At 53.8% G+C, this 26,114-nt stretch carries 23 protein-coding genes, 1 tRNA gene and 1 pseudogene; 8 read left to right on the top strand and 17 right to left on the bottom strand.

Annotated elements, in window-relative coordinates:
• Window positions 1-20: 20 nt before the first annotated feature.
• The 4 genes from AC5EFR_RS03905 to AC5EFR_RS03920 all read right to left on the bottom strand — a co-directional run bounded on the left by AC5EFR_RS03905 (window position 21) and on the right by AC5EFR_RS03920 (window position 3,282).
• The gene (locus AC5EFR_RS03905; protein ID WP_493574652.1) at window positions 21-392 is read right to left on the bottom strand and encodes a hypothetical protein; all 372 of its coding nucleotides are present in this window, start codon (window positions 390-392) and stop codon (window positions 21-23) included.
• A gap of 3 nt (window positions 393-395) precedes the next feature.
• Complete coding sequence (locus tag AC5EFR_RS03910) at window positions 396-1,226, bottom strand: ABC transporter ATP-binding protein (protein WP_493574653.1); 831 nt, start codon at window positions 1,224-1,226, stop codon at window positions 396-398.
• Entirely contained in the window at window positions 1,223-2,008 is a 786-nt protein-coding gene (locus AC5EFR_RS03915) for an ABC transporter ATP-binding protein (RefSeq protein ID WP_493574673.1), read from the bottom strand. Before AC5EFR_RS03915 ends, AC5EFR_RS03910 begins: the two co-directional genes overlap by 4 nt.
• Before the next feature lie 89 nt (window positions 2,009-2,097).
• Window positions 2,098-3,282: an ABC transporter substrate-binding protein gene (locus tag AC5EFR_RS03920; protein WP_493574654.1), complete on the bottom strand. Its 1,185-nt coding sequence runs from the start codon at window positions 3,280-3,282 to the stop codon at window positions 2,098-2,100.
• 159 nt (window positions 3,283-3,441) lie between these two features.
• Here AC5EFR_RS03920 and AC5EFR_RS03925 point away from each other — a divergent pair, with 159 nt between their 5' ends.
• On the top strand, window positions 3,442-4,539 hold the full coding sequence (locus tag AC5EFR_RS03925) for a PQQ-dependent sugar dehydrogenase (protein WP_493574655.1): 1,098 nt from the start codon (window positions 3,442-3,444) through the stop codon (window positions 4,537-4,539).
• A gap of 80 nt (window positions 4,540-4,619) precedes the next feature.
• A complete protein-coding gene (locus AC5EFR_RS03930) occupies window positions 4,620-5,039 on the top strand; it encodes a hypothetical protein (protein WP_493574656.1) in 420 nt (139 codons plus the stop codon).
• On the opposite strand, the gene AC5EFR_RS03935 is transcribed toward AC5EFR_RS03930, so the two are convergent.
• Complete coding sequence (locus tag AC5EFR_RS03935) at window positions 5,036-5,533, bottom strand: GNAT family N-acetyltransferase (protein WP_493574657.1); 498 nt, start codon at window positions 5,531-5,533, stop codon at window positions 5,036-5,038. The two genes, AC5EFR_RS03930 and AC5EFR_RS03935, sit on opposite strands and share 4 nt — an antisense overlap.
• Before the next feature lie 2 nt (window positions 5,534-5,535).
• Window positions 5,536-6,546: a GlxA family transcriptional regulator gene (locus AC5EFR_RS03940; protein ID WP_493574658.1), complete on the bottom strand. Its 1,011-nt coding sequence runs from the start codon at window positions 6,544-6,546 to the stop codon at window positions 5,536-5,538.
• A gap of 205 nt (window positions 6,547-6,751) precedes the next feature.
• Between AC5EFR_RS03940 and AC5EFR_RS03945 the strand changes: the two genes are divergently transcribed.
• Both AC5EFR_RS03945 and AC5EFR_RS03950 read left to right on the top strand, forming a co-directional pair.
• Window positions 6,752-8,122: a class II 3-deoxy-7-phosphoheptulonate synthase gene (locus tag AC5EFR_RS03945; RefSeq protein WP_493574659.1), complete on the top strand. Its 1,371-nt coding sequence runs from the start codon at window positions 6,752-6,754 to the stop codon at window positions 8,120-8,122.
• Window positions 8,123-8,259: 137 nt separating this feature from the next.
• On the top strand, window positions 8,260-10,506 hold the full coding sequence (locus AC5EFR_RS03950; protein ID WP_493574660.1) for a molybdopterin-dependent oxidoreductase: 2,247 nt from the start codon (window positions 8,260-8,262) through the stop codon (window positions 10,504-10,506).
• Between the two features lie 366 nt (window positions 10,507-10,872).
• Here the strand turns inward: AC5EFR_RS03950 and AC5EFR_RS03955 are convergent.
• From AC5EFR_RS03955 to AC5EFR_RS03965, 3 genes and pseudogenes are all read right to left on the bottom strand, one after another.
• A pseudogene (locus tag AC5EFR_RS03955) lies at window positions 10,873-11,010 on the bottom strand (IS3 family transposase); the annotation flags it as partial.
• Window positions 11,011-11,344: 334 nt separating this feature from the next.
• A tRNA-Asn gene (locus AC5EFR_RS03960) sits at window positions 11,345-11,419 on the bottom strand.
• Between the two features lie 80 nt (window positions 11,420-11,499).
• Window positions 11,500-12,414 carry an MBL fold metallo-hydrolase gene (locus AC5EFR_RS03965; RefSeq protein WP_493574661.1) on the bottom strand — a complete coding sequence of 305 codons (915 nt, stop codon included), beginning with the start codon at window positions 12,412-12,414 and terminating at the stop codon, window positions 11,500-11,502.
• A gap of 53 nt (window positions 12,415-12,467) precedes the next feature.
• Here AC5EFR_RS03965 and AC5EFR_RS03970 point away from each other — a divergent pair, with 53 nt between their 5' ends.
• On the top strand, window positions 12,468-13,760 hold the full coding sequence (locus AC5EFR_RS03970) for an ATP-binding protein (protein ID WP_493574662.1): 1,293 nt from the start codon (window positions 12,468-12,470) through the stop codon (window positions 13,758-13,760).
• Window positions 13,761-13,917: 157 nt separating this feature from the next.
• A complete protein-coding gene (locus AC5EFR_RS03975; protein ID WP_299922254.1) occupies window positions 13,918-14,187 on the top strand; it encodes a hypothetical protein in 270 nt (89 codons plus the stop codon).
• A gap of 2 nt (window positions 14,188-14,189) precedes the next feature.
• Here AC5EFR_RS03975 and AC5EFR_RS03980 read toward each other — a convergent pair whose 3' ends face one another.
• From AC5EFR_RS03980 to AC5EFR_RS03995, 4 genes are all read right to left on the bottom strand, one after another.
• Window positions 14,190-16,400 (bottom strand): hybrid sensor histidine kinase/response regulator, encoded by a 2,211-nt coding sequence (locus AC5EFR_RS03980; RefSeq protein WP_493574663.1) that lies wholly within the window; start codon window positions 16,398-16,400, stop codon window positions 14,190-14,192.
• 11 nt (window positions 16,401-16,411) lie between these two features.
• On the bottom strand, window positions 16,412-17,593 hold the full coding sequence (locus AC5EFR_RS03985) for an FIST N-terminal domain-containing protein (protein ID WP_493574664.1): 1,182 nt from the start codon (window positions 17,591-17,593) through the stop codon (window positions 16,412-16,414).
• Between the two features lie 42 nt (window positions 17,594-17,635).
• Window positions 17,636-18,328 carry a response regulator gene (locus tag AC5EFR_RS03990; protein WP_493574665.1) on the bottom strand — a complete coding sequence of 231 codons (693 nt, stop codon included), beginning with the start codon at window positions 18,326-18,328 and terminating at the stop codon, window positions 17,636-17,638.
• A 128-nt stretch (window positions 18,329-18,456) separates the two neighbouring features.
• Window positions 18,457-20,286, bottom strand: coding sequence for an extracellular solute-binding protein (locus AC5EFR_RS03995; protein WP_493574666.1), 1,830 nt, complete (start codon window positions 20,284-20,286; stop codon window positions 18,457-18,459).
• A 317-nt stretch (window positions 20,287-20,603) separates the two neighbouring features.
• Here AC5EFR_RS03995 and AC5EFR_RS04000 point away from each other — a divergent pair, with 317 nt between their 5' ends.
• The gene (locus AC5EFR_RS04000; protein WP_493574667.1) at window positions 20,604-21,377 is read left to right on the top strand and encodes a 3-hydroxybutyrate dehydrogenase; all 774 of its coding nucleotides are present in this window, start codon (window positions 20,604-20,606) and stop codon (window positions 21,375-21,377) included.
• 41 nt (window positions 21,378-21,418) lie between these two features.
• Here the strand turns inward: AC5EFR_RS04000 and AC5EFR_RS04005 are convergent, their stop codons facing one another.
• On the bottom strand, window positions 21,419-22,213 hold the full coding sequence (locus AC5EFR_RS04005) for a crotonase/enoyl-CoA hydratase family protein (protein WP_493574668.1): 795 nt from the start codon (window positions 22,211-22,213) through the stop codon (window positions 21,419-21,421).
• Window positions 22,214-22,390: 177 nt separating this feature from the next.
• Between AC5EFR_RS04005 and AC5EFR_RS04010 the strand changes: the two genes are divergently transcribed.
• A complete protein-coding gene (locus AC5EFR_RS04010; RefSeq protein ID WP_493574669.1) occupies window positions 22,391-23,419 on the top strand; it encodes a patatin-like phospholipase family protein in 1,029 nt (342 codons plus the stop codon).
• A 1-nt stretch (window position 23,420) separates the two neighbouring features.
• On the opposite strand, the gene AC5EFR_RS04015 is transcribed toward AC5EFR_RS04010, so the two are convergent.
• The 3 genes from AC5EFR_RS04015 to AC5EFR_RS04025 all read right to left on the bottom strand — a co-directional run bounded on the left by AC5EFR_RS04015 (window position 23,421) and on the right by AC5EFR_RS04025 (window position 26,042).
• Window positions 23,421-24,152 (bottom strand): DUF502 domain-containing protein, encoded by a 732-nt coding sequence (locus AC5EFR_RS04015; protein WP_493574670.1) that lies wholly within the window; start codon window positions 24,150-24,152, stop codon window positions 23,421-23,423.
• 85 nt (window positions 24,153-24,237) lie between these two features.
• Entirely contained in the window at window positions 24,238-25,152 is a 915-nt protein-coding gene (locus AC5EFR_RS04020; protein ID WP_493574671.1) for a pseudouridine-5'-phosphate glycosidase, read from the bottom strand.
• Entirely contained in the window at window positions 25,149-26,042 is an 894-nt protein-coding gene (locus AC5EFR_RS04025) for a PfkB family carbohydrate kinase (RefSeq protein ID WP_493574672.1), read from the bottom strand. The genes AC5EFR_RS04020 and AC5EFR_RS04025 overlap by 4 nt, the downstream gene beginning before the upstream one ends.
• Window positions 26,043-26,114 lie beyond the last annotated feature (72 nt).

The following is a 26,114-nucleotide window of genomic DNA, read 5'->3' on the forward strand; positions in this document are numbered from 1 at the left end:
AAGGAATTGCAAACGGTCAGTCATTCCGCCACCCGGCATTGCCCGTCATAGGCGATCATCAGATGTGTGCCACCATAGTGAACGCTCAGCTTGGCCAAACCACCGGGACTGCGTGTCAAAAGATATGCGCCATTGGTGTCCTTGGCCGAGACCATGAGCATGTCACCGACCAATTCGGCCTTGCCTTCGGCTGGGCCCGTGTCGGGCAAAAGCGATGCATCCCCCGGAACATTTCCCAAAGCCACATCAACGGTAAAATCGGTGAATGTGCATTCCTCGGTCTCATAACATTCTGTGGTGAAGGTGCAGATCAGGGTTTGGTTGGCGATGTCCTCGGCCTGCGCGATGACGGGCAGGGCGATCAGGGCACCCAAGGCGATTAAATGTTTCATCGCTTAACCCCCCAAGAAACTGGCGCGGACTTCTGGGTCGGCCATGAGGGATTTACCAGTGCCGGTATGGGCATTTGCGCCCTGAACCAACACATAACCTTTGTCGGCAATATCAAGTGCTTGCTTGGCGTTCTGTTCGACCATCAGGATCGAAATACCGGTGCGGGCAACTTCGATGATACGGTCAAACAATTCGTCCATCACAATCGGCGAGACCCCGGCAGTGGGTTCGTCCAACAGCAAAACCTTGGGCTGGGTCATCAAGGCGCGACCGACGGCCACCTGTTGACGTTGCCCACCCGAAAGCTCACCGGCGGGTTGATTGCGTTTTTCCTTGAGGATCGGGAACAGGTCGTAGACTTGCTCCATAATCGGGCGGAAATCATCGGTGCGAATGAACGCGCCCATTTCCAGATTTTCCTCAACCGTCATCGAGGTGAAGATGTTGTTGTTTTGCGGAACAAACCCCATGCCCTTGGCCACGCGGTCTTGCGGCGTTAGATTGGTGATGTCGACCCCGTCCAAAGTCACATGACCTTTGCGCAGGTTCAGCATCCCAAAGGTGGCCTTCATCGCGGTGGATTTACCGGCGCCGTTCGGGCCGACAATCACGGCGATTTCGCCCTTCTCGACCGAAATGGTGCAATCATGAAGAATGTCGGGGCCGTTTTTGCCGTAGCCACCGGTCATGTTGGCACCGATCAAAAAGGGTTCGCCGGTGCTTTCAAAGGTCGGGCCGCTGTGTTTGGTGGTGTCAATTTCACCGATACCGGCGGCGTTGCCCAAGGACATATCCTTGTTGCCGTGGTCGTCCTGATACGGATTGTCGCTCATTCCACGGCCTCTTTGTCTTTGTTTTTCAAACCAGTGCCAAGATAGGCTTCGATAACTTGCGTATTGGCCTTGATCTCGTCCAAGGTGCCTTCGGCAAGCTTTTTACCCTCGGCCATGACGATCACCGGGTCACAGAGTTTGCCAATGAAATCCATGTCATGTTCAATAACGCAGAATGTGTAATTGCGCTCTTTGTTCAGGCGGATAATCGCGTCGGCTATGGTCATCAAAAGGGTGCGGTTCACACCCGCGCCCACTTCGTCCAAAAAGACGATTTTGGCATCGACCATCATGGTGCGACCAAGTTCCAACAGCTTTTTCTGACCACCAGAAATCGCCCCAGCAGGATGGTCCGCCAGATGAGAAATAGTCAGAAAATCGAGAACTTCGTCGGCTTTGGCCCGCAATGCGCGTTCTTCATCCGCAATGCGTTTGCGACCAAACCATGTGTTCCACAAAAGCTCGCCCGTTTGGCCGCCCGGAACCATCATAAGGTTCTCGCGACACGACATCGACCCAAACTCATGCGCAATCTGAAAGGTGCGCAATAGCCCTTTGTGAAAGAGTTCATGCGGCGGCAAGCCGGTGATGTCTTCACCGTCCATAAACACCTGACCAGAGGTCGGTGGTAATGCGCCTGCAATGACATTGAAAAGAGTGGTTTTACCGGCCCCATTAGGCCCGACCAACCCGGTGATCGAGCCAGTTTCGATGGTCAGCGATGCGCCATCAACAGCTCGGAAACCGCCAAAATGGCGGTGAAGGTTTTCAACCCGGATCAAGGATTTCCCCCCATAGGAGTGCGCAAATGCGCTCACCAGAATGCAAGAACAGCCCGGAAAGACCGGGCTGTTCCACTAAAAGTCGCGTATTATTTATACTCGACAGTTTCGAACTTCGACGCTTTCACTTCGTAGTGACGGTACGAACCAGCGGCCTCACCCGGGCCGATCAGCTCAACGCCAGTTGCGCCGACATAGTCGATTTCACCACCGCCAGCGAGAATCTCGAGCGCTTTGCCCAACTCACCCGGCATGATCGGCTCACCCGGAGCGTTGGCAACGTTCAGCAAGTTGGCTGCAACAGCTGCGGAAGAGGCCTCGCCACCGGCTGCCATTGCCAAAGCAATCAGAGCCGCCGCGTCATAGGATTCACGGGTGTAGGAGGATTCTGCGTTCAGATCGTTGTCTGCCGCCAGCTTGGTGAAGATCTCGGTGCCTTCGCCCTGCGCCCAAGGAACGGTCCCGAAGGTGCCTTCCATGTCTGCGCCAAGGTCAGCCAACAGTGAGTCACCATACATGCCGTCACCCATCAGATAGGTGTCGAATGCGCCGGTGTCGATCGAGGCTTGGATGATGCCTTTGCCGCCCTGATCGGTGTAGCCAAAGACCGCCAAAAGGTCGCCGCCAGCAGATGCCAGAGCGCCGATTTCAGCTGAATAGTCGGCTTTGCCGTCTTCGTGAGGTGCCGTCAAAGTGACTTTGCCGCCATTGCCTTCGAAGGCCGCAACAAACGAGTCGGCCAGACCTTTGCCGTAGTCGTTGTTGGTATAGGTCACAGCGATTTCGCCGACGCCTTTTTCCTTCAGGATTTCGGCCAGAACTTCACCCTGACGGGCGTCGGACGGCGCGGTGCGGAAGAACAGGCCGTTGTCTTCGGCGGAAGACAGAGCAGGCGATGTCGCAGAAGGCGATACCATTGGAACGCCGTTTGGAACCGCAACGTTGGATAGGATCGCGCCGGTTACGCCGGAACAATCCGCGCCCATGATCGCTACAACACCATCAGATGTGATCAGGCGTTCAGCAGCGGCCGTGGCAGCAGCAGCGTCAACACAGGTGCTGTCGGCGCGAACCGGCACAAGGGTGTCGCCATTCAGGAATTTACCACTGTCATTGACTTCTTTCAGCGCAAGCTCAGCAGCACCACCCATCATAGGTGTGATCGATTCAATTGGGCCTGTGAAACCCAAAATGATTCCGACTTTGACCTCGTCAGCCGAAACGGCACCCGCGGTCAGTGCTGTGGCCGCAGTGGCCAGAAGCAGCTTTTTCATAACTCATCTCCCTTATTGGATCTTATGATCAGATCGAAGCCTAAGCGGGCGACGATCAAAAGAAAAGTGTATTTTGGAAACATTGTCGACAATATGTATCTTATTTCTTCACCTTGTTTTCGAGGCCAATAACACCAGTTGATAAGACGGAGGTTCGAAATGGTTAGCATCAAATTTACCCGTTTGTTCGCAATAGGTTGCATTGCGATCTTTGCAATATCGCCCCTCAAAGCCGCAGGCCAAAACTATGATTTTGAGTTGATTGCAGGTGGGTTTGACACCCCTTGGGCCTTTGGCTTTTTGCCAAATGGGTCCGTTCTTGTGACCGAGCGGGACGGACGGTTGTTACATTTGTCAGGCGCTAACCGAGTCGAAGTTTCCGGTTTGCCCAAGGTCCAAGTTGATGGGCAAGGGGGGCTGTTGGATGTTTTGATCCCAAGGGATTTCACCGAAACCCGAGACGTCTATTTGACCTATGTGGTCAAACAGGGGTGGCGCGGATCTGGGACCGCTTTGATGCGGGGACAGTTGTCATCCGACGGCAACCATCTGGAAAATGTTCGAACACTGTTTGAAATGTCGAAAGGATCACGCGGTGGGCGTCATTTCGGGTCGCGGATCATTGAGGCTCCGGATGGAACGTTGGTGATGACTTTGGGAGACCGCGCAGACCGAGATAGCGCCCAAGACCTGACACGGCACAATGGGTCCATTCTAAGATTGGATCGTGAAGGAAAGCCCGTAGCGGACAATCCTTTTCGCGACACAGCCGGCGCACAGCCGGAAATCTGGAGCTATGGTCACCGAAATCCACAAGGCTTGGCCGTTGACCCATCGGGCCAAATCTGGGCGATTGAACATGGCGCACGCGGCGGAGATGAACTGAACAAACTCAAAGCCGGAGCGAATTATGGCTGGCCGGTGATCGCCTACGGTGTTCATTACAATGGGTTCAAAATCGGCGAAGGCCAAAAGAAAGACGGGATGGAACAGCCCGAGCATTTTTGGGACCCGTCCATCGCACCCTCTGGGTTGGTGTTTCATAACGGGACTGGCAATTCCGATTGGCATGGGGATGCCTTTGTCGGATCGCTGAAATTTCATTACATCGCCCGTATGTCCGGAACGCCCTTGCGTGAGGTTGAGCAAATTTCCGGGCCCGAAACCGACCGTGTGCGCGATGTGCGACAAGGCCCGGATGGCGCGATTTGGTTTTTAAGTGTTGGCAATGGCGCGCTTTACCGAATGTCTCAATAGGCGGTCAAACAGCAATACCAGTTTCCAACCCCTCTTGATCCTGCCACTATCGGGCCATGTTGATTTTATTGGAGGCTAACATGCGTTTTCAAAACTTGGTCGCAGCAGCAGCATTGTGCCTGGCGTCAGCCGTTTCTGCACAAAGCAACGAACCGGTTTTCAGCAGTTACGAGGCGATGCGCACGGAAATGGATCGCCTGATCGTAACCCGAGATATTCAAAACCTCATGCTGAGTTTTGGCGGCGGTGACGAGATGACCCCGCAACAACTCAACCAACTTGATATCCAGGTCGACCAACTGTTTCCTATCGATTTTCAGAATGTGGCCGTCATTCGCAAAGGTGTATTGGAAGGCGGCTTCCACCAAGAGTTGTTGGCCTATTGGGTCGGCACATATTACATCTACGCCTATGTTTTATATCATGATCGCGGCAATGATATCGTTTCGATCAATTTTAGGTTCAACTCAGATTTCTCGACCTTGAACAGTTTGTTTTAAGGGCGCGGCAGGCTGTAGTAGGCCGTATCGCACCATTCGGTTTCGCCATAGAGAAAGTTCTTTTCGGCGAAACCAACACGTTCAAACCCTTGCTTTTCCAGCACTTTAATTGATCCAAGATTACGCGGGTCCAGCTCTGCCGTAAGTGTTTCGGTCTCGGGGAACTTTGCAAATATCCGGGGGATGATTGCGCTCAAAGCTTCGGTAACAAGGCCACGCCCCCAAAGATCGGGATGTAGGATATAGCCGATTTCAAACCGCTTCCACATCCCGGCTTTGCCGACGCATACACCATCAAACTCAAGGATATACTCCTCGCGATCACCGAAATCAGAGGTGATAAAATGTTCGAGAAACCGCTGTGTCTGCTCCACATCCTGATGTGGCGGACGATCCCAATAGCGCATGGCGCGGGGATCAGAAAAAATCGCATGCAGCGGTTCCAAGTCTTCGGGAACCGCCGCGCGCAATAAAAGTCGATCCGTTCTGAGCATGTTCAGACCGAGAGACGCGACGCATGGGCACCGCGCTCACGGTATGGCGTTGTCTCATAGTGCGACCGATAGCATTTTGAAAAATGCGAAGGAGAGGCAAAGCCACAGGCCAGGGCGACATTGATCACGCTCATATCCGTTTGCATCAACAAGTTGCGGGCTTTTTGCAGGCGTAGCTCCATGTAGTACCGTTTGGGCGACCGGTTTAGATAGCGACGAAAAAGCCGTTCTAGCTGACGGGTCGACATGCCAACATCTTTGGCCAATAGCGACGGGCTTATCGGCTCTTCGATGTTGGCCTCCATCATCTGGATGACTTGGCTAAGCTTGGGGTGACGTACACCAATGCGAGTGGGGACCGACAGACGTTGGGTATCTTGATCGGTCCGGATCGAATTGTAGATTTGCTGATCAGCCACAGATGACGCGAGATCCTCGCCATGATCTGTGGCAATCAGCTGCAAGAACAGGTCAATCGACGATGTGCCGCCAGCGGTGGTCATCCGGTTGCCATCAATCGCAAAAACCGATTTGGTCAGCTTGACCTCTTCGAACTCTTCGGAAAAACTATCCTGATTTTCCCAATGGATGGTTGCCTTCTTTCCGTCAAGCAACCCTGCCTTGGCAAGAGAGTAGGCCGCCGTGCACAAACCGCCAACGGAAACACCTTTGCGGGTTTCACGGCGCAGCCAATTCAACATCTTTTTGGTAGTCGCCTGCTGAACATCGGCCCCGCCACAGAGGATAACTGTGTCATCTCGATGCAGGTCTTCCAATTGACCATCAGTTTGAAGGCCGATCCCAGTGGAGCTTTGGATGATTCCACCGTCTTCTGAAATGACAGACCAACTATAGAGTTTCTTGGCCGACATACGGTTAGCCAAACGCAGACAATCCACCGCTGCCGCAAAGGACAGCATGGTGAAATTATCAAGTAAAACAAAGACAAAACGCCTTGTCTTGCCAGAAGTGGACGAAAGGTCCAACACAGGTTGTTGCGGCGACGGGAGCATTCAGCGGCTTCCTTCTATCTGCGCGGTGGGGCCCGGTGTGTCGGGTGATGCAGACCAGATGGGCAGAATGCGTTAAATCCGTCAAGACATGTCGGAAAAAACCAACGCGTCGGGCGGCTCTGGTCAGGGTGATCGGGATTGGTTACAAGGGGCGCTGTTAACGCTGACTCACTGCAGCGATGCGATATAAAGCGGAGAAATTTCCATGACCGAATGGCAGAAATCGAACTGGCGTAACAAGCCGCGGGTTCAGATGCCGGATTATACCGACGCCGAGGCCCTGAATGCGGTTGAGGCGCAGTTGTCGCAATATCCGCCGTTGGTTTTTGCCGGTGAAGCACGTCGGTTGAAAGACGAGCTAGGTGCGGCCGGGCGCGGCGAGGCGTTCTTGCTTCAGGGGGGTGATTGCGCCGAAAGCTTTGAACAATTTAGCGCCGATGCGATCCGTGACACCTTCAAAGTCATGCTGCAAATGGCGATCGTTTTGACCTACGGGGCCAAGGTGCCGGTGGTCAAAGTGGGTCGTATGGCGGGTCAGTTCGCCAAGCCACGTTCCGCGGCGACGGAAACCGTGGATGGTGTTGAGCTGCCAAGCTATCGCGGTGACATCATCAACGAGCTGGCCTTTACGCCGGAATCCCGCATCCCCGACCCAAAGAAAATGCTTCAGGCCTATACGCAGGCGGCGGCGACGCTCAACTTGCTGCGCGCCTTTTCGACCGGTGGTTACGCGGACGTGCATCAGGTGCACGCTTGGACGCTTGGCTTTGTCGAGGGCGACAAATCTGCCCGTTACCGTGAAATGGCCGGCCGTATCGGCGACACGCTCGACTTTATGAAAGCGGCGGGTGTCACCTCTGATCGCCTGCATTCGCTCCAAACTGTTGATTTTTATACCAGCCATGAATCGCTTTTGCTGGAATATGAAGAGGCACTGACCCGTCTTGATTCGACATCTGGCAAGTGGCTGGCTGGCTCTGGTCACATGATTTGGATCGGTGACCGCACCCGTCAGCCCGATGGCGCGCATGTTGAATTCGCCAGTGGTGTGTTGAACCCTGTTGGCCTCAAGTGCGGCCCGACGACCACTGCCGAAGACCTCAAGGTTTTGATGTCCAAACTGAACCCCGAAAACGAAGAAGGCAAATTGACCCTGATCGCGCGCTTTGGCGCCGGGAATGTCGGGGAACATCTGCCACGCCTTGTCAAAGCGGTTCAGGAAGAAGGGGCCAACGTCACTTGGGTCTGCGACCCGATGCATGGCAACACGATCAAATCGGCGACTGGGTTCAAAACCCGTCCGTTTGAATCTGTACTGCGCGAGGTTCAAGATTTCTTTGGCGTGCATAGTGCCGAAGGCACCGTTCCCGGTGGCGTGCATTTCGAAATGACCGGTCTGGATGTAACCGAATGTACCGGTGGTGTGCGTGCGGTGACCGAAGAGAACCTGTCGGATCGTTATCACACGGCCTGTGATCCGCGATTGAACGCGTCGCAATCGCTCGAACTGGCCTTCCTTGTTGCCGAAGAGCTAACCAAACGCCGGTCTTCAAGCGCGGCGGCGGTCTCTGCCTAGTCGCGCATAGAGAGACTTGAATCAAAAAAGTGAACGCTCCTGCCGGAAATCGGTGGGAGCGTTTCGTTTTTGGGCTGGTCAATGTGTCTCTAGCTTCGCAAAACTTGCATCCAAAAGGGATGGCAGGGAACAAGAGCGTGGCACAAGATAATTCGATTGTTACCAAAGTCACCTCAAGCCATTGGGGCGCATTCGAGGTCGACGTGCAGGATGGCAAGATCGTCGCCACCCGGCCGTTCAAGGCCGACCCCAATCCGACCGACATTCCCCAATCCGTTCCGGCGGCCGTTCATCACAAATTACGTGTCGCGCGGCCATCAATCCGTCGGGCGTGGCTCGACAAACGGGATAGGGCAGGGCGCGGTGACGGTGACTACGTCGAATTGCCTTGGGATGAGGCCTTGGATATCGCCGCGACCGAGATTGATCGTATCCGCAAGGAGCATGGCAATGAGGCGATTTATGGCGGATCTTATGGCTGGAGTTCGGCGGGTCGTTTTCATCATGCCCAAAGCCAAGTTCACCGGTTTCTTAACAAGATCGGCGGTTATGTTTCGTCGTTTGGAAGTTATTCAACTGGATGCGCGCAAGCGATTATGCCCCATGTCTTGGGCACGCCGTTTTTGCAATACACCTATGACTGTCAAGATAGTTGGCAAACCATTGCGGATCATACTGAAACGCTCGTTATGTTTGGCGGGATTAACCCCAAGAACGCTCAAGTCAGTATGGGTGGCATCACCGAACATGATACCAAAACCTGGTTTGATGTGTTTTCCGACAGGGGGATGCGATGCATTAACATTGGCCCGCAACGTACTGATAGTGTTGATGGTTGCGAGTGGTTTCCTTGCAAGCCAGCCACCGATACGGCTCTGATGTTGGCCCTCGCCTTTGTGCTGGAAGAAGAAGAGCTGAGCGATCATGCGTTCCTCAACAGATACACGACTGGGTTTGATCGGTTTTTGCCCTATTTGATGGGAACGAGTGACGGTATCGCCAAGACGCCGGAATGGGCGAGCGGGTTGTGCGGCGTCGCCCCAGATACCATTCGGGGTCTGGCCCGCCGAATGGCCAAAACCCGGACGTTGATCACGCTATCGTGGTCGTTGCAACGCGCAGAACACGGCGAGCAGCCCTATTGGATGTCTGTGGTTCTTGGAGCGATGTTGGGTCAAATCGGTCTGCCCGGCGGCGGGGTTGGCTATGGGTATGGCGCAATTGGTGGCATCGGAAAATCGATGCGAGCCATGAGCGGCATGACCTTGGATCAAGGGCAAAACCCGATCAAAACCCAAATCCCTGTGGCGCGAATTGCGGACATGCTTTTGAACCCGGGCGTGCCTTATGATTTTAACGGAAAAACAGAACCCTACCCAGATATCAAGCTGGTTTATTGGGCCGGTGGTAACCCGTTCCACCACCACCAAGATCTCAACCGGTTACACGAGGCGTGGCAGAAACCCGATTGTGTGATTGTCAATGAACCTTGGTGGACAGCCACCGCAAGACGCGCCGACATCGTTTTTCCGGCGACAACCCCCTATGAGCGCGAGGATATTGGCCGATCAAGCATGGATGATTACCTATTCAACATGCCCAAACTTGTCGAACCTCAAGGGCAGGCAAGGGACGACTACGACATTTTCTCTGGCCTAGCAGATCGCTTAGAGAAAGGCATGGCGTTTTCCGAAGGATTGTCGAGTGAGGAATGGCTTAGAACCCTCTATCATGACTATAAAAATCGATCTAGCGAAGCCAAGATATCGGTTCCAGACTTTGATCAACTCCGGGAACAAAACTGGGTTCACCTTCCTATAAAAACCGCAGGAACAAAACTCTCTCAGCTTGCGAAATTTCGGCAAGACCCGGATGACCATGCCTTGAAAACGCCCTCGGGTAAGATCGAGATTTTTTCAGAGACAATTGACCGCTTTGACTATGCTGATTGCGCGGGCCATCCCAAGTGGTTGCCGCCATCGGAATGGCTTGGATGTGCACGGTCGCAAACCCCTTTGCACTTGGTCTCCCCACAACCCGGTGACAAACTCCACAGCCAACTCGAAGTGGCCTTGCAAGATGTTGACGGCGCACGGCCCGAAACACTCATTTTGAATCCCAAAGATGCCAAGGAACGCGGGATCGAAACCGGGCAAATTATCCGTGTGTTCAATAGTCGTGGGGCCTGCCGTGCCCGTGCCAAGGTTAGCGACGATATTCTTCAAGGCGTTGTCGCTCTGCCGACCGGTGCTTGGTATGGGCACTCGGGTGATGGAGTCGACCAAAACGGAAACCCAAATGTCCTAACCAAGGATGTTGGAACGTCTAAACTTGGGCAAGGAAGTAGCGCGCATACAGCGCTAGTTGATGTTGCGGTGATTTAGGTCCATCTTGAGGTGCAGCTTGCAGCAAGCCGAAATTGAGGCGTCTTCCTTTTCCGATCTCAATGCAAGCGCTCCTTTGTACCGCTCTATCGCGCCCTTCAAGTACAGCTTGCCAACATAGTCCTACGTCACTTGTTTGTGCCAGTCCCGCGTTCGTGCCTCCCCAAACGTTCATTTAAGCCTCCTTGCGTTCCAATGTGACTGGGTTTTCCAACCCAAAGGCGCAGGATATTTTGGCAATCAAGACAATGGCATTGGTCGCCGAGGTCCGTGTGAAGCCCTTTCGGCGGATTTCCCTGCAATTGCCTGCCGGGCGATGAATACGGCTTTGTATTGGCGAGTTCAGACGATAGTGATGCCGTTCTAGCGCAACAATCTGCCCAAACGGCGATGACCGACAGTCAGGCCAATCTCTTTCAACTCTTCGGTCATGCGTGGTCTGCCAAAGCCGCCCAAACAGAGATGCGATGGCGCATTGATGTCCGCTAGCGTCACCGGATCAGACGCAAAGTCTGCAGCTAGCTGCGGAACGAGCGTATGGTTTCAAGGACGGCTCGCTTGCCAGTGACCAAGCCGCGTTTTCCCCGAAGCCGTTGATGAACTGACGTTCAGCACTCCGGAAGATAACGCAAAAACAAGCCTTGTCACCACACCCAATGGAAAATCGGGCAAGGCCTATCAGATGTGGCCAGTTCTGAGCATCAATTGGGTGGCTTCAACCGGTGTAACGCCATCCAATGCAGCCTAATTTTTTGCACACGATGATTATTCGGGCCGAAACAAGAAAAGCCCCCTTTCGGGGGCTTTTTCATATACCTCTGAGAATATCAGAGGATTTTGGCTCCGGCGGTAGGGATCGAACCTACGGCCAATTGATTAACAGTCAACTGCTCTACCGCTGAGCTACGCCGGAATATGTGGGGGTGTATAGCTATGAGAATTTCGGGCGTCCAGAGGGATTTTGAACAAAATGCAGTTTTTTTTCGCCTTGGACTAAATCCGACGAAAAACAGCTGTTTCCGACAGATCTGAAACCGGTTCGATGATGGATTTATCCATAAGATCAATAAGGTGAGCCAAAACATTGCGTGACGCGGCGGGAAGTAAGGCTTTGGGGGTATCCGTGTAAATCATCTGTGCCAGTTGCTGAGAATTAGCGGGGCCTTTTGCCAGACCTTCTAATATGGCGGACTCGCGCGCCATGCGATGTAACAGGAGCTCTTTAACACGGTCATTGGGGGTCGGGATGGGCGCGCCATGTCCGGCGTGAAAAGTTTGCCAATCTGTTTCACTCAGCCTGCGCAACGAAGACATGAACCCACCTAGATCGCCATCAGGGGGGGAGACAAGTGAGCTGGCCCATCCCATAACGAGGTCACCAGAAAACAAAACCCGGTCCCAAGCAAAACAGAGATGGTTGGCCATATGGCCGGGCGTGTGCAGGGCCTGGAGCGACCACCCATCGCCTTTTATGACTTGACCATCGGACAGGCGGACATCGGGGTTAAAGGCGTGATCAACGCCTTCGCCCCCACCAACACACCCAGATTGGGCAAGCTGTCTCATTGTTTCGCTTCGGCCATCCTCGGCTCGGCCGAATGCCAACACCGGGGCCTTGGACCAATCGGCCAATGACCGCGCGAGTGGGGAGTGATCAAGATGGGCATGAGTAACACAGATATGGGTTAGTTTTTGGCCCGGAAGAACAGCGGACTGGATTGCGTCTAAATGTGCCGGATCATTGGGGCCAGGGTCAATAACAGCCAGTTCACTGGTTCCTAACAGATAGGTGTTGGTGCCTCGAAACGTCATCGGTGACGGGTTCGGCGCAACAATTCGGCGCAATCCCGGTGCAAGCTCCTCTGCGGCACCAGCGACGGGTTGAAAATCAGGTTGAGGATCTTGCATGGATTGTCCTTTTCGCGATGGAAGCTGCGCGCGGGTTTGGATAGGCTTATCTCATGTCTTTCAAATGGCTCAAACATTATATGCCGCGCAGTTTGTATGGGCGGGCTGCCTTGATCCTGGTTTTGCCTGTGGTCACGCTTCAATTGGTTGTCTCGGTGATCTTTATTCAACGCCATTTTGACGACGTCACTCAGCAGATGAGTCGTGAATTGGCACGCGCTGCAAATCTGGCTCTTAGCCTGACCGACCATCAAGTTGATGCCTTAAAACAACTCGATTTAGATATCTCAACGGTCGCTGACAACGTCGTTCCACCAGAGGACATCAAGAGGTGGTTTGATTTAACCGGCGGAGTTGTGATCCGAGAACTTAACCGGAAAATTCCGGGGTTGGAACGGGTTGCATTGCCAAACGATGGATTGGTTCAGCTTTATATCCGACGCGACGAAACAATGTTCCTTGTTGAAACCAGCCGGGGGCGAGTGTCGGCCACGAACCCGCATCAACTTTTGGTCAATATGGTGTTTTTTGGGGTTCTCATGACATTGATCGCGTTTTTGTACCTTCGCAATCAACTGCGCCCGATCACACGTCTTGCAACGGCCGCCGAGGCTTTTGGACGTGGGCGTCACGAAATCTATTCCCCGTCTGGTGCCGTCGAAGTTCGTGCGGCTGGCAATGCGTTTGTCGATATGAGGGCCAGAATCGAACGACACATCGAACAACGCACCATGATGTTATCTGGTGTAAGTCATGACCTACGAACACCAATCACACGACTGCGTTTGGGTCTGTCACTCTTGGAGGAAGAAGACCGAGCACCGCTTGAGCAAGATGTCGAGGAAATGCAACGTTTGATTGATGCGTTTCTGGATTTTGCCCGCGGAGACGCCCAGGCTGCGACAGCAGAGTTGGTAGACCCATTCATGTTGGTCGCCGACATTGTCCAAGATGCGCAACGAACGGGGCAAGACGTTGAAATCGCAGAATTGGAAGGCGAGGGCGAGGTTCGCTTAAGACCACGATCAATGCGTCGTGCTGTTGAAAACCTTATTGGCAATGCCGGACGATATGGAACGTCTTGTCGGGTTTCTATGTTCTTATCAACCAAGGCTTTGCGCATTCGGGTCGAGGATGACGGTCCGGGCATTCCGGTTGATGAACGTGAGAGAGCCATGCGGCCTTTTGTGCGTCTTGATCCGGCGCGCAATCAAGATCGCGGATCGGGTGTTGGGTTGGGATTGGCCATTGCTGCCGATATTGCCCGCGCCCATGGCGGAGTTTTACGCCTAGGTGAAAGCGCCGAAATGGGTGGGCTGCGGGCTGATATTGTTATTGGTCTTTGAGGGGCATCCTCCATGGCATTCGCCTAAAATTGACGTGGATAGTCCGATTTTTGCCATGATCAAACCATGGAGAAGATCGGCTTGCCCGCCAAACAGAGACCTGCAAGCCGCATGACTTTGCGGCACAGGATTTTCTGTTCAGAGGGAGACCCAAGACATGGGCATTACCGCATTTGTTACCTTGGCCACACTGGGCCTAGCCGCTGTTCCTGATCACGCGCCCAAGGGCGAGGTTCTGGCGCAGGCCGTTCCATTTATGTCGACCCAAGGCATCGTTGTGCCACGCGGTGATGTCATGACGACGGCCAAGGGCTGTAGCTACCAACGCACCCAGGCACCAGGGCATCCGCCACGTTGGATTTTGATTGTAAATCCGCAACGACTTGGTCTCCCCAAACCACCAAGACGTTGCAGCGGCATGATGTAAAATCAGTTGGATGCCGTCGCAACCGCATCCAAAAACGCACCAAGTTTATGACGATCGAGCGGCTTTGGAAGCAGCTCGATCTCATGCTGTTTGCAGGCCAATTGGAGGTCCGTTGCTCGGTCGGCGGAGATCACCGCACAGGGGAGAGCCCCGTGCATATCCTTGATCGCTGAATAGAGATCTATACCGGTTCTGCCCGGTCCCAGTTGGTAATCGACAAGCAAAACATCCGGTGTAATTTCAATGTCTTCCAATAATGTCAGGGCCGAGTTTGCGTCATCGGCCTCAATAACATGAACGCCCCACGCTTCTAGCATCACCGTCAAAGCGCGACGGAGCTGTGATTCATTTTCGACCAGCAAAACAATCAATCCCGCCTGGGCCAACCCCACTGGGGCTGCGATGCGTCTTGCACTCGATTTCTTGCGATCCGCGCGGCCCGCGATAGGTACCGTCACCATAAAGCAACTTCCCTGACCGGGGGTGGATTTCAGATCAAGGGCATGGCCAAGACGGGCACAGGCGCGTTCGACAATCGCAAGGCCAAGCCCCAAGCCTTCGTTGGCGCTGACATTGGGATCAAGTCGGCGAAATTCTTCAAAAATGGTAAGCTGATCGTCCTCGTCAATGCCGGGTCCGGTATCCCAAATTTCGATCCGGGCCGAGCCACCAACCCGGCGCACCCCTAACAAAACCTTGCCGGTTTCCGTATAGCGCACAGCGTTGGAAATCAGGTTTTGAATGATACGTCGAAAATAGGCCGGATCGGTTTCAACCATCAAATCCGACGGGACAAATCTCAGTTCCAACCCGTTTTCAGCGGCCAAAACTTCCATTTCATCGCGCAAGCTCCCAAGGATGTCGCGCAAGGCAACATTGCGTACATCAAAGGTGATGCCCTCATCCGAATCCAGCTTGGAAATATCCAAAAGAGCATCAATAATTTCGCCCGCGCTACCAAGTGCGGCATCAGCTTTTGCTAGTACGGCCTGCTCATGCGCGGTCTTGGACATGTCGGCGAGCGATGAAATGAACAATTTTGCTGCTGACAGGGGTTGCAGCAAATCGTGGCTCGCCGCTGCGACAAAGCGCGATTTTGAGGCATTAGCGCGTTCCGCCGCGGCCAGAGCATCTTCCAGCTCCATGGTGCGTTCAACAACCCGTTGTTCAAGAATTTCGTTGATTTCAGCGAGCTTTTGCGCCGCTTCACGTTCGGCTGTAACGTCTGTTACGGAAATCACAAAACCTTGGTCCGGCATACCGCGACCAAAAATTTGCAAGGTCGTGCCGAGGCCACGTTTGATCTCAAAACTGATTGGCCCGCGTGGCCCTTCGGAATTGGCCCATCGTAAGAAACCTTCCGGGCCCAAGCCGCGGGTGAAAACGATCTGTTCGTCCAATTGTTCGAGCAAACCAGAAAACGAAACGCCCAATTGCAAGCGTCGGGCCGGCAAAGCGAGCAGAGCACCAATTTTGCGATTCCATCCAACCAACCGGGCGTTTTCGTCAAAGACACAGACCCCTTGGTTCAAATGATCCAAGGTCGCGCGAATGACTCGGGTTTGCTTGTCTTTCAGGCGATCGCGTTCCTGACGTTCCAATCGGATCAAATCCGTCACATCAGTCTGCAAAACAACGGTGCCACCATTTGCGGTGCGATGTTCGGACACTTGCAGCCAACGATCCTTGATCAATCGGACATTGAACATCACATGGCGGTCTTGGTGACGGCGCATACGTTGCTCTGCCCAATTTGCCGAAGTGATCCCTTTGGGCAAGGCAAGGTAGGCGGATCGGCTGATGTTTTGCACATAGTCCGAAAACGGCATCCCCGGATGAAGAACCTCTTCCATATCCTTGAAGTAACGACAAAACCGAGAGTTACTCATAACCAGGTAATCATCCGGGTCGAACAACGCGAAGCCTTCGGAAACGGTTTCAATTGCATCGGCGAGGTTGCGCCTCGCGGCTTCGGTATCGTCATGTGCCTGAGCCAACTGCGCGTTGGACTGGTGCAATAGGTCGAGGGTCTGTTCAAGTTCAAGCGTACGTTCGCGCACCCGTTTTTCCAACAGAGCGGCGCGTTCGAATTGCGCATAGGCTGCGCTTGATTGCTCACTTCCATACTCGACGCGCTTCATCAAGGCGTCGGCAATTTTCAACAGTTTTTCGTTCTGGCGCTCTAGGCTGTCATCAGGATCTATCAGGGACATAAGCTTTTGCGCTATTCTGAATCTCGTGGGGTCGGGGGGTAGATTGCAACTCCGGTCAAGGTTTGGTTGACATGCAGGCCGCCAATTTGTTCCCCATAGGTGGAAAATCCTACAACGTTATGACGTTGCAATATATCAGAAATTTCGCGGGTTTTTTGTTTTTGTTCTGCTTCAACCCGACGCAAAAGGCAATCACAGCCCAAAATGTGGTCCGGTGCCCCATCGGCACCAAACTTAGACAACCCTTTTTCCAGATGACCGGCCATATCCTGATGATTGGCTAGGGTCAGAACCATACCTTCGTTCACCGCAGAAAAGAAAACCAAATCCCCATTTTCATTCACTCTTTGGATGGCGCGCACATGATGTGTGTCCCCCAATCGCACAACCACAGGGTACGCCGCAAAGGTAAACGCAGAAAGTTGTAACGGATCTTTGCCGGTCAATCGTGCATATTCCTTAGCGGCGGGTTCGGCATTAATTTCATGCACCAATCGGTTGGCCGGATCAGCCCCCGTTACGACCATCCGCGTATCCGTCGGAACCAAATGATCGAGGCTAAACACCCGAACGGGGCAATTGCTCCGAACCAATGCCACAACAGCGGCATTTTGGCGGATGGTCCCGTTATGAGACAGCCAGGTCTGACCAAACTCGGTTCCATCACCGGAAGAGCCGCCAAAGAGCGACATAGAGCCAAGCCCTGAGGCAAGAACGCTTGTGAGTTTTTCTTCGCAGAGCGACAGGCCATCAACCATGAGAAAGGCGAATTCCGACGCCATTGATCTCGCGCGGTGGTTCAGGTCCAGACGTTGTTGAATAAGGGTATCAACGATACTCTGTTCGTCCATATTGCCAAGATCATCAATCACATAAGTCGACGTCGCAAAGTTTTCGGACGGGAACCCGATGGCAATGATCTGACCATCTTCGTACCCTTGTTGTCCGAGTTCACCAGCGGTTGTACAGGACAGGATTTCAGCGCCTTCAAAAAGGCTCTGTGCGGCACCTGTGAGGGCACCAAAATCCGCGTCAGGAGAGGCAAACAAGCATACCATTGAGAACGGCCCGCCCCCAAGTTCTTCGCGCAAGGCGAGAGCTGGGTTCGGGTCTGTTGCGGCGACTTGCGCTGTGCGCAGGGCCGGCGATCTGGTTAACTCCTCCCGAGCGGAGCTGTGTGTTGCTCCGTCCACTCTTTCTTCTTTCCTCAGATCAGTCTGCCGAGAATAGGGGGCTTATCCCTCGTTTGGCAAGACCCGTGAAAATCGCGCCTCCTGCGCGACCAACACCGCTTGGGTCCTGGAATGTACGCCAAGCTTGCGCATAATGGCGGTAACATGGGCTTTGACTGTGGTCTCGGCGATAGATAGGTCATAGGCGATTTGCTTGTTAAGCTTGCCTTCGCAGATCAAATGCAAAATACGCGCCTGCTGGTTGGTTAGGGACGCAAGACGCGCGAGGGCATCATCGGGCGCGTTTTCTTGACCGCCTTGCGGGTCAATATAGCTATCAGGAACAAAGCTTTGGCCAGCGGTGACCGCTTCGAAGGCACGCCGAAACACTGAGCGCTGTGAATGCTTGGGGACAAACCCGTTAGCCCCCGCCTTGAGCGCGTGGCTAATCATTCGATTGTCGGCCATAGAAGAGGCAATGATGATTATCGCTTCTGGCGCCGCGTTGCGTAGACGGACCAACCCGTCAAGGCCGTTCACATCAGGCAGGTTCAAATCAAGGATGATCAAGCCAATTTTCGCGTCTTGCCCGACGATCTCTAGTGCTTTTTCCAAGGTTCCGGCGGTGCGGATTTCTTCAAAATCAGCAATAGATTGCAAGGTCAACGTCAGCGCATCACAAAACAGAGGATGATCGTCAACGACCAGAGCAGAACTGGTTCCGGATGCCAAAGCTGTGTGTGGGCTGCTGGTCATAGCGCTTTCGTCTTTCTTGAATTCTTGTACAGGATAGGACGGTCGCGCGCTCGGGTCTTTAGCCGAAAGGTCGCATATGCAGATACAAAAACGGCGGGGAAGATCCCGCCGAATTCAATTGGTTTTGATTACTTTTCGTCCCACCACCAGACATCAGATTGCCATGTGATCCAATCGCCATAGACCGGAATGCGGTCGGGAAATTGCAATTCTTTGGCATGGGCCAAGCGGCCGTTTGTGTAGGTGTAGAATGGAATCACATAGCGCCCGGATGTCAACACGCGGTCCAAGGCTCGGGTGGACGCGATGAAATCGTCGCGTGTGGTTGACGTCAGAACCGAGGTGATCATCGCATCAACTGCCGGTGAATTGATGCCCATCCAGTTCCGCGTTCCTTGAGTCTCGACCCCGTTAGACCCCCAATAATTGTGTTGTTCGTTGCCGGGGCTCAGCGACACACCGCGCCAATAGAAGGTCATGTCGAAATCATATTCGACTGTGCGTTCCTTATATTGGGCGGAATCGATTGAGTTGATCGACACGTCGATACTCATCCGCGTCAAAGCCTGCTGATAGGTGTCGGCAATCCGCTCATGCTCGGCATTGCCTTTGCGCATCAGGATTTCAAAGGTGAACGGTGTGCCGTCCTGATCCTTCATCACCCCATCCTGAACCGTATAACCGGCCTCTTCCATCAGGGCCAAGGCCTTGCGCAGGTTTTTGCGATTGCGCTCTGACCCATCAGAGACGGGCAGGGCGTAGCCTTCAAGCGCGCCGGGCAAAAGTTCATCCTTGAATGGCTCCAAAAGCTCTTTGACCTTGCCGGTCGCGGGGCCGTCCTGCATGCCGAGGACTGAGTTGGAGAAATAGGACGTGATGCGTGGTTGCTGCGATCCGGTCAGCGTTTCATTGATATATTCAAAGTTGAACGCATGCATAAGCGCATCTCGTACGCGCCAGTCGTTAAACAGATCGCGACGTGTGTTCATCGCCAATCCGATGATCCCGGAGGGGCGGGCATGTGGAATTTCCGACTTTACAACTTCACCGGCGCTCACCGCAGGGAAGCCATATTGGGTCTGCCACTTTTCAACGTTGAATTCGCGGTTCGAGTTCAGAACGCCGCCCTTGAAGGCTTCGAACATCGCGGTTTCGTCGCCAAAGAACTCCATCCGAATCTCGTCGAAATTCATTGTGCCACGACGGAAGGGCAAGTCCTTGCCCCAGTAGTCGGGATTGCGTTTGAGCGAGACATAGCGCCCGGCCTCATAGTCCTCGATCACATAAGGGGCCGAGGTAATCGGGAGCAAATCCAGACGGGATTGTTCAAAATCGACACCGTCCCATTGGGCCTTTTTCAAGATCGGACGCATTCCGACGATGAGCGCCAACTCGCGATCTTCGACATTGAAGGTGAACTTGACCTTATTGGGGCCGGTCTTCTCCATCTTGTCGATTTTGCTCCAAAGTCCGCGGTAGCGGCCATGGCCTTGGGTGCCGAGAGTTTCATAGCTCCACATAACATCGTCGATGGTCACCGGGCTGCCATCCGAGAATTTGGCCCCGTCACGCAAAGTGAATTCCGCCCATTCGCGATTCGGCCCAACCTCAATCGATTCGGCCAAAAGACCATAAAGCGAGAAAGGTTCATCCCAATTGCGCCCCATAAGGCTTTCGGATCCAAGAAAGCGCAATTGCCAAGGAACCCGACCTTTTTGAATATAAGGATTGAGGCTATCAAAACTGCCGACTTCACCGGCGGCAATAACGCCTCCCTTTGGCGCATCCTGATTGACATAAGGGAGAGACACAAAATCCGGTGGAAGGGCCGGGTCGCCATACATAGCTATGCCATGCTGAGGATCGGCCCAGGCGACTCCTGCGGCTAACCCACTGGTTAGAATCAGAGAAATCGCACCCATTGTGCGGCCTGTATTCTGGAAAAAGTTTAAGCTCATTTTGGCAACAATCCCTGTTAACCCTTGTTTTATTGAGGCTCAGCCTACCGGTGCTTTTACGCCTTTTCAAACTTTTAGCTTGGACTCGGGCGGGTTAATGCTTATAACAAAGTCACTGCTCGATAGGTTTCTTGCCTGTATGAAACCTGCCTCAATGACTTAACCCCGGCTTCGTGCCGGGGTTTTTTTCTGCCAATAGCTTAGTGCCACCAAAGCAATTGATATAGCCATAGATAGGCGTCAGGCCCTTGCATTTATGGGCAATGCAGCATGATATGCTGCGCATGCAAAGCCAGTCAGACAGGAGAGCAACCGCTATGTCGCTTCAGGGAAAAACCGCCGTAATCACCGGATCCAACTCGGGAATCGGTTTGGGAATCGCTTGGGAAATGGCCAAGGCCGGGGCCGATGTGGTGATCAATTCGTTTACCGACCGCCCCGAGGACCATGATATTGCCGCGCAAATCGCCAAAGAGACCGGTGTCACCGCGCGTTATATTCAGGCGGATATGTCCAAGGCCAGCGCCTGCCGCGCCCTCATCGAGCAAGCAGGAAGCTGCGACATTCTGATCAACAACGCCGGTATCCAGCACGTCGCGCCGATTGACGAATTCCCCGAAGACAAATGGGACGCCATCATCGCCATCAACATGAATTCAGCCTATCACACCACGGCCGCCGCCTTGCCCAAAATGCGCGCAGCAGGCTGGGGCAGGGTGGTCAACATCGCCTCGGCGCATGGGTTAACGGCATCGCCGTACAAATCGGCCTATGTTGCCGCCAAACACGGCGTTGTGGGCATGACCAAGGTTGTGGCGCTTGAAACCGCGCAAGAACCGATAACCGCCAACGCCATTTGCCCCGGCTATGTGTTAACCCCATTGGTCGAGGCCCAGATCCCCGACACGATGAAAGAATACAATATGAGCCGTGAAGAGGTTGTAAAGAACGTCATGCTGACGCGTCAGCCCTCTAAAGAGTTCGCAACCGTTGAGCAGATGGGCGGTACGGCGGTGTTCCTATGTTCGGATGCGGCGGCCCAGATCACCGGCACCACGATTAGCGTCGATGGTGGCTGGACCGCTCTGTAAGACTTTGAAATGGCGGCCCGGGACACTGCCGGGCCTCCTTCTCATTTGAAGTTGGGGTCGCGCTTTTGGAAGTTGGCGAAAACGGCTTCCATCTGATTTGGCTGACCAATGATTTCGGCCTGAAGCTCGGCCTCCCGACGCATCGTTTCACTGGCATCACCGGTCCAGGTCTCATTCAAAAGCTGTTTGTTGCGGCGGATCGCGTCGGGGTTCTTGCTTGCGATCAAGGCCGCCATGGCCCGCGCTTCCTCTAGCGGATTGTCGACAACGCGTGTCACCAACCCCAATTCGGCGCATTCCGCAGCCTCAACGATACGGCCGGTGAACAACAGCTCCTTGGCGACATCCATACGCACAACGCGGGGCAGGGTCTGGGTGATGCTCATATCCGGGATCAGACCCCATTTGATTTCCATCACCGACATACGGGTGTTGGGCGCCGCGAGACGAATATCAGCCCCGAGCGCAATTTGCGTGCCCGCCCCAAAGGCAACGCCCTGTATTGCGGCGATGACCGGAACGCCCACCTCTTGCCAGACCCAGCCGGGCTTTTGGAACATGTTGGCGTTTTCGCCTTCGGGGAAGGTTTTGATCTGCTCAACCAACTTGGCCGGGTTGAGTGCCCCCGTGAAGAAACCAGTGTCGATCCCAGAGCAAAAATTGTCCCCTTCGCCGGTTAGAATAACGGCGCGGATGCTCTTGTCGGCGCGGATATCCTCACCAATTTGCGCAAGCCCTTCGAACACGGATTGATCAACGGCATTGTGTTTTTCAGGACGGTTTAGCCACACTTCGGCAACATGGCCTTCGCGTTTAAGAATGACGGATGCGGTCATTTTGGGCACCTTTCTCTCGGTCGTTTGGCAAAGGTATTCCCGCTACGGTCTCGCTTGAAAAGCTTTACGTTGCACTCCGTTGCGTCACTTTGGCCTGCCTTAACGTCATATTCCCGTTGTGGTCATTACCCATTGAGACGGGTATGAATAAAGAGGTCACGAGCAAAGGGGACAACCATGGTAAAGATCAATCTGGCCTTGCAAGGCGGCGGGGCGCATGGGGCTTTTACCTGGGGTGTTCTGGATCGCTTGCTGGAAGAAGATGGTTTGGAGATCGCCGCAATTTCCGGCACCTCGGCGGGGGCCTTGAATGGGGCCGCACTGAAATCTGGATTGATCAAAGGCGGTCGTGACGGCGCGCGCGAAAATCTGGATTGGCTCTGGGGTCAGCTTGGTGCCAGCGAAACGACAACGCCCGAATGGATGCACCCGTGGCTTCCTCATCCCGGTGCGGTGTCTAAGGCGGTGGAATATTCACTACCCTATATTTGGGGCGAAACCATGGGGCGTATGTTGTCGCCCTATGCTTGGGGGCCTGCCTATCGAAACCCATTGGAAAAAGTCGTCGACAAGTTTGACTTCGAAACGATTTGTGCAGCGGATGGCCCACGGTTTTTCGTTGGTGCAACGCAGGTGCGCGATGGTAAAATTCGCGTTTTTACCGGTGACAAAATCAACACGCAGGCCATTTTGGCTTCGGCTTGCCTTCCGACACTGTTTCAAGCCGTCGAGCTTGAAGACCCAGAAACCGGGGTTGTCGAAGCGTTTTGGGATGGTGGCTACACTGGCAATCCACCGCTTTTTCCTTTTTTTGACAAGAGCTTGCCGGACGATATTGTTGTGGTCAATCTCAACCCTTTGCACCGAGATCAAATACCCGTAACGCCGCCGGAAATCCAAAATCGGATCAACGAAATCAGCTTCAATTCGTCGCTTTTGCGAGAACTGCGCGCCATTGAATTTGTTCAACGCTTGTTGGGGCAGGGTGCCTTGCAACCCGGATCTATGAAGGAGGTTCGGGTTCACATGATTGCCGATGACGACTTGATGAATGACCTTTCTGTTGCCACAAAATCATTGCCGGTGCCGTCGGTACTAAGACAACTCAAAGAGGCCGGGCGCCGCGCCGCTGGTGGGTTTATAGAAGCGCACAAAAGCGACCTCGGAAACCGTCAAACCGCCGATCTTAAAAAGATGTTCGGCTGACTCAGCTAGCTCTTTTAAGCTGAGTCTCAAGGGCTTCCTTGGCTTTTTCACCATTGGGATAGACCAACCCGGCAGAGATCACCAATTTGGCGGCCTCTTCTATGGTCATGTCCAACTCGATGATATCTTCGACTGGAAAGAACAACAAAAAGCCCGAGGTCGGATTGGGTGTCGTCGGCACAAATACCGACATCATATCACCAACCGTCTCAGCTTTGTCAGCCACTTCACCGCGCGCTTGGGTGGAAATAAAGCCAATCGCCCAAATCCCTTTGCGAGGGTACTGGATAAGGCAAGCCTTTTCGAAACTGCGATCGGTCTGGGCAAAGACCGTTTCCGCGAGCTGTTTGATGCCGGAATAAATGGAGCGAACAATGGGCGTTCGATCCACTAGGTTTTCCGCAAAGGTGATCATCGAACGCCCGATCAAACCCTTGGCGATCCATCCAACCAAAACTGTGAAAACCAGAAAGATAACAACGCCTAAGCCGCGAACGTTCACGTCGATTTGGTCGGCACCTTCCAGTTCAAGAAAACGGTTGATAATTGCCGCGGGTTGATACCCGGCTGGGACAAATGGCCAGACAAAACTATCGACCCATCCAACGACGGTCCAAATCAGCCAAACCGTCAAACCAACAGGCGCGATCACAATGATCCCGGTTAGAAACGAGTTGCGCAGTCTTGTTATAAAACCGGGGCGTTTGCTGTCCTGGTCAAATGGAGTTGTCATATGGCGTTGTTTTTCACGTAAGGGTTAATGGCAAATTAGGTTGTACCTATGCGCTCTACAATGGGCAGAGCGCATTTCTATGACATCACGCGTCAATATTGCACATTTCTTGGGCAATTTCAGCGGCTAGCCGGGCATTGTTGAGAACCAGCGCGATATTTGCCTCTAGTGAACGCCCGTCGGTCAATTCAAAAATCCGCTGGAGCAAGTAGGGCGTGACATCTTTGCCTGAAATCCCGTGGGTATGGGCATCCCGTGTGGCTTCTGCAATGATGGGCGCAAGCGTTTCACGCGCAATTTCAGCCTCTTGCGGGATCGGGTTGGTGACCAATTGCCCACCGGGTAAACCAAGGCGGCCGCGCATAACATGTGCTTTGGCGATATCCTTCGCCGTGTCCATCCGCAAAGGAGCGCGCAATCCGGCCTCTCGAGACCAGAAGGCAGGCACCTGATCCTGACCATATGCAATGACAGGAACCCCAAGCGTTTCAAGGACTTCTAGCGTCTTTGGAAGGTCAAGGATCGCCTTGGCACCGGCCGCGACAACCGTCACTTCGCTGTGCGACAATTCCTGCAAATCCGCAGAAATATCAAAGCTATCCTCGGCACCTTTGTGCACACCACCAATGCCACCGGTCGCAAAGACCGAGATACCAGCCAGTTTAGAGGCAATCATTGTCGCGGCGACAGTTGTCGCACCTGTCCGGCCTTGTGACATGCAAACGGCCATGTCGGCGCGGCTAAGCTTGGCGACGCCACGGGCTTGAGCCAGAGCGTCAAGCTGATCGTCCGTTAGCCCAACGTGCAAGTTTCCGTCGATAACGGCGATGGTCGCGGGCTCGGCACCGCTATCCCGCACAGTTTGCTCAACCTGACGCGCAACCTCAAGGTTTTGTGGCCACGGCATTCCATGGGTGATGATCGTGCTTTCAAGCGCAACAACCGGACGGTTTTCGGCCAAAGCGGCGGCGACAGCGGGCGAGGGGGTGACGATGGTCATATGGCTATTTCTCCGGAAACATAGGCTGCGGCGGCATGCAATGCGCGGCTAAGCGCATCTTTTCGGTCCGATCCGTCGCATTCAGCAGCAATATGAGCCGCCATGAATGTATCACCGGCCCCTGTGACGCGGGTCACCAAAACCTCCGGTGGGCGCTCTGTGACCAAACCGTCCTGGGTTGCGTCACAACAGCTTTCACCACCGTTGGTCACAAGGACACGAAACGCACCTCTTTCCAATAGCTTAGCGGCGGCATCTGAACTGTTTTCAAAGCTGGATTGACATAAAATTCCGGCTTCTTCGAGGTTGACGTATAAGGTTCCGCGGCCTGATCTCACAAAGGGCAAAAGGCGTTCTGCTTTGCCAGGACTGGCCGGAGCGACACGCAAATCTGCTTTGGAAAAAGAAAGGCTTGCAGCGATGTCCTCAAGCAAAGTCGCGGTGAGATTACCATCCAATGCAATCATGCCATCATAGGGGGTTTCATCGCTCCCCAAAGGGCCAAAATTCAAGGGGTTCAGTATCTTATCACCCGCAGCTTCTAGCGAATGAGCATCGGCAATCGCGGCGATCAAACCATTCGCACCTTCGATGGCCATGTATCGATCGGTCGGTAAGTCAGCGGACCGATAGAGGAAATCGGTTCCCAGACCACGTCGAGCGCATTCAGACACCAATTCATTGCCTTCGGCGTCTTGTCCGATCGCCGACAACAAATCGGGTTTTAACCCAAACCGAGACAGCGCCATTGCGATGTTCATAGCAACACCACCGGGCAGACGAATGATACGACCAGGAACATCCGATCCGGCACGCATGTGGCTGGCTGAGCGCCCGATGATGTCCCAAAGAACCGATCCAACGCAGAGAATATTGTGTTCATGTGTCATGCACGCCTTGTGGCGCTGAACGAGGTTTGGCGCAAGTAAAGAAGCGTAGGGCGTCTACAGATGTCTTTGTGA

The organism is Pelagimonas sp. (genome assembly GCF_058892305.1).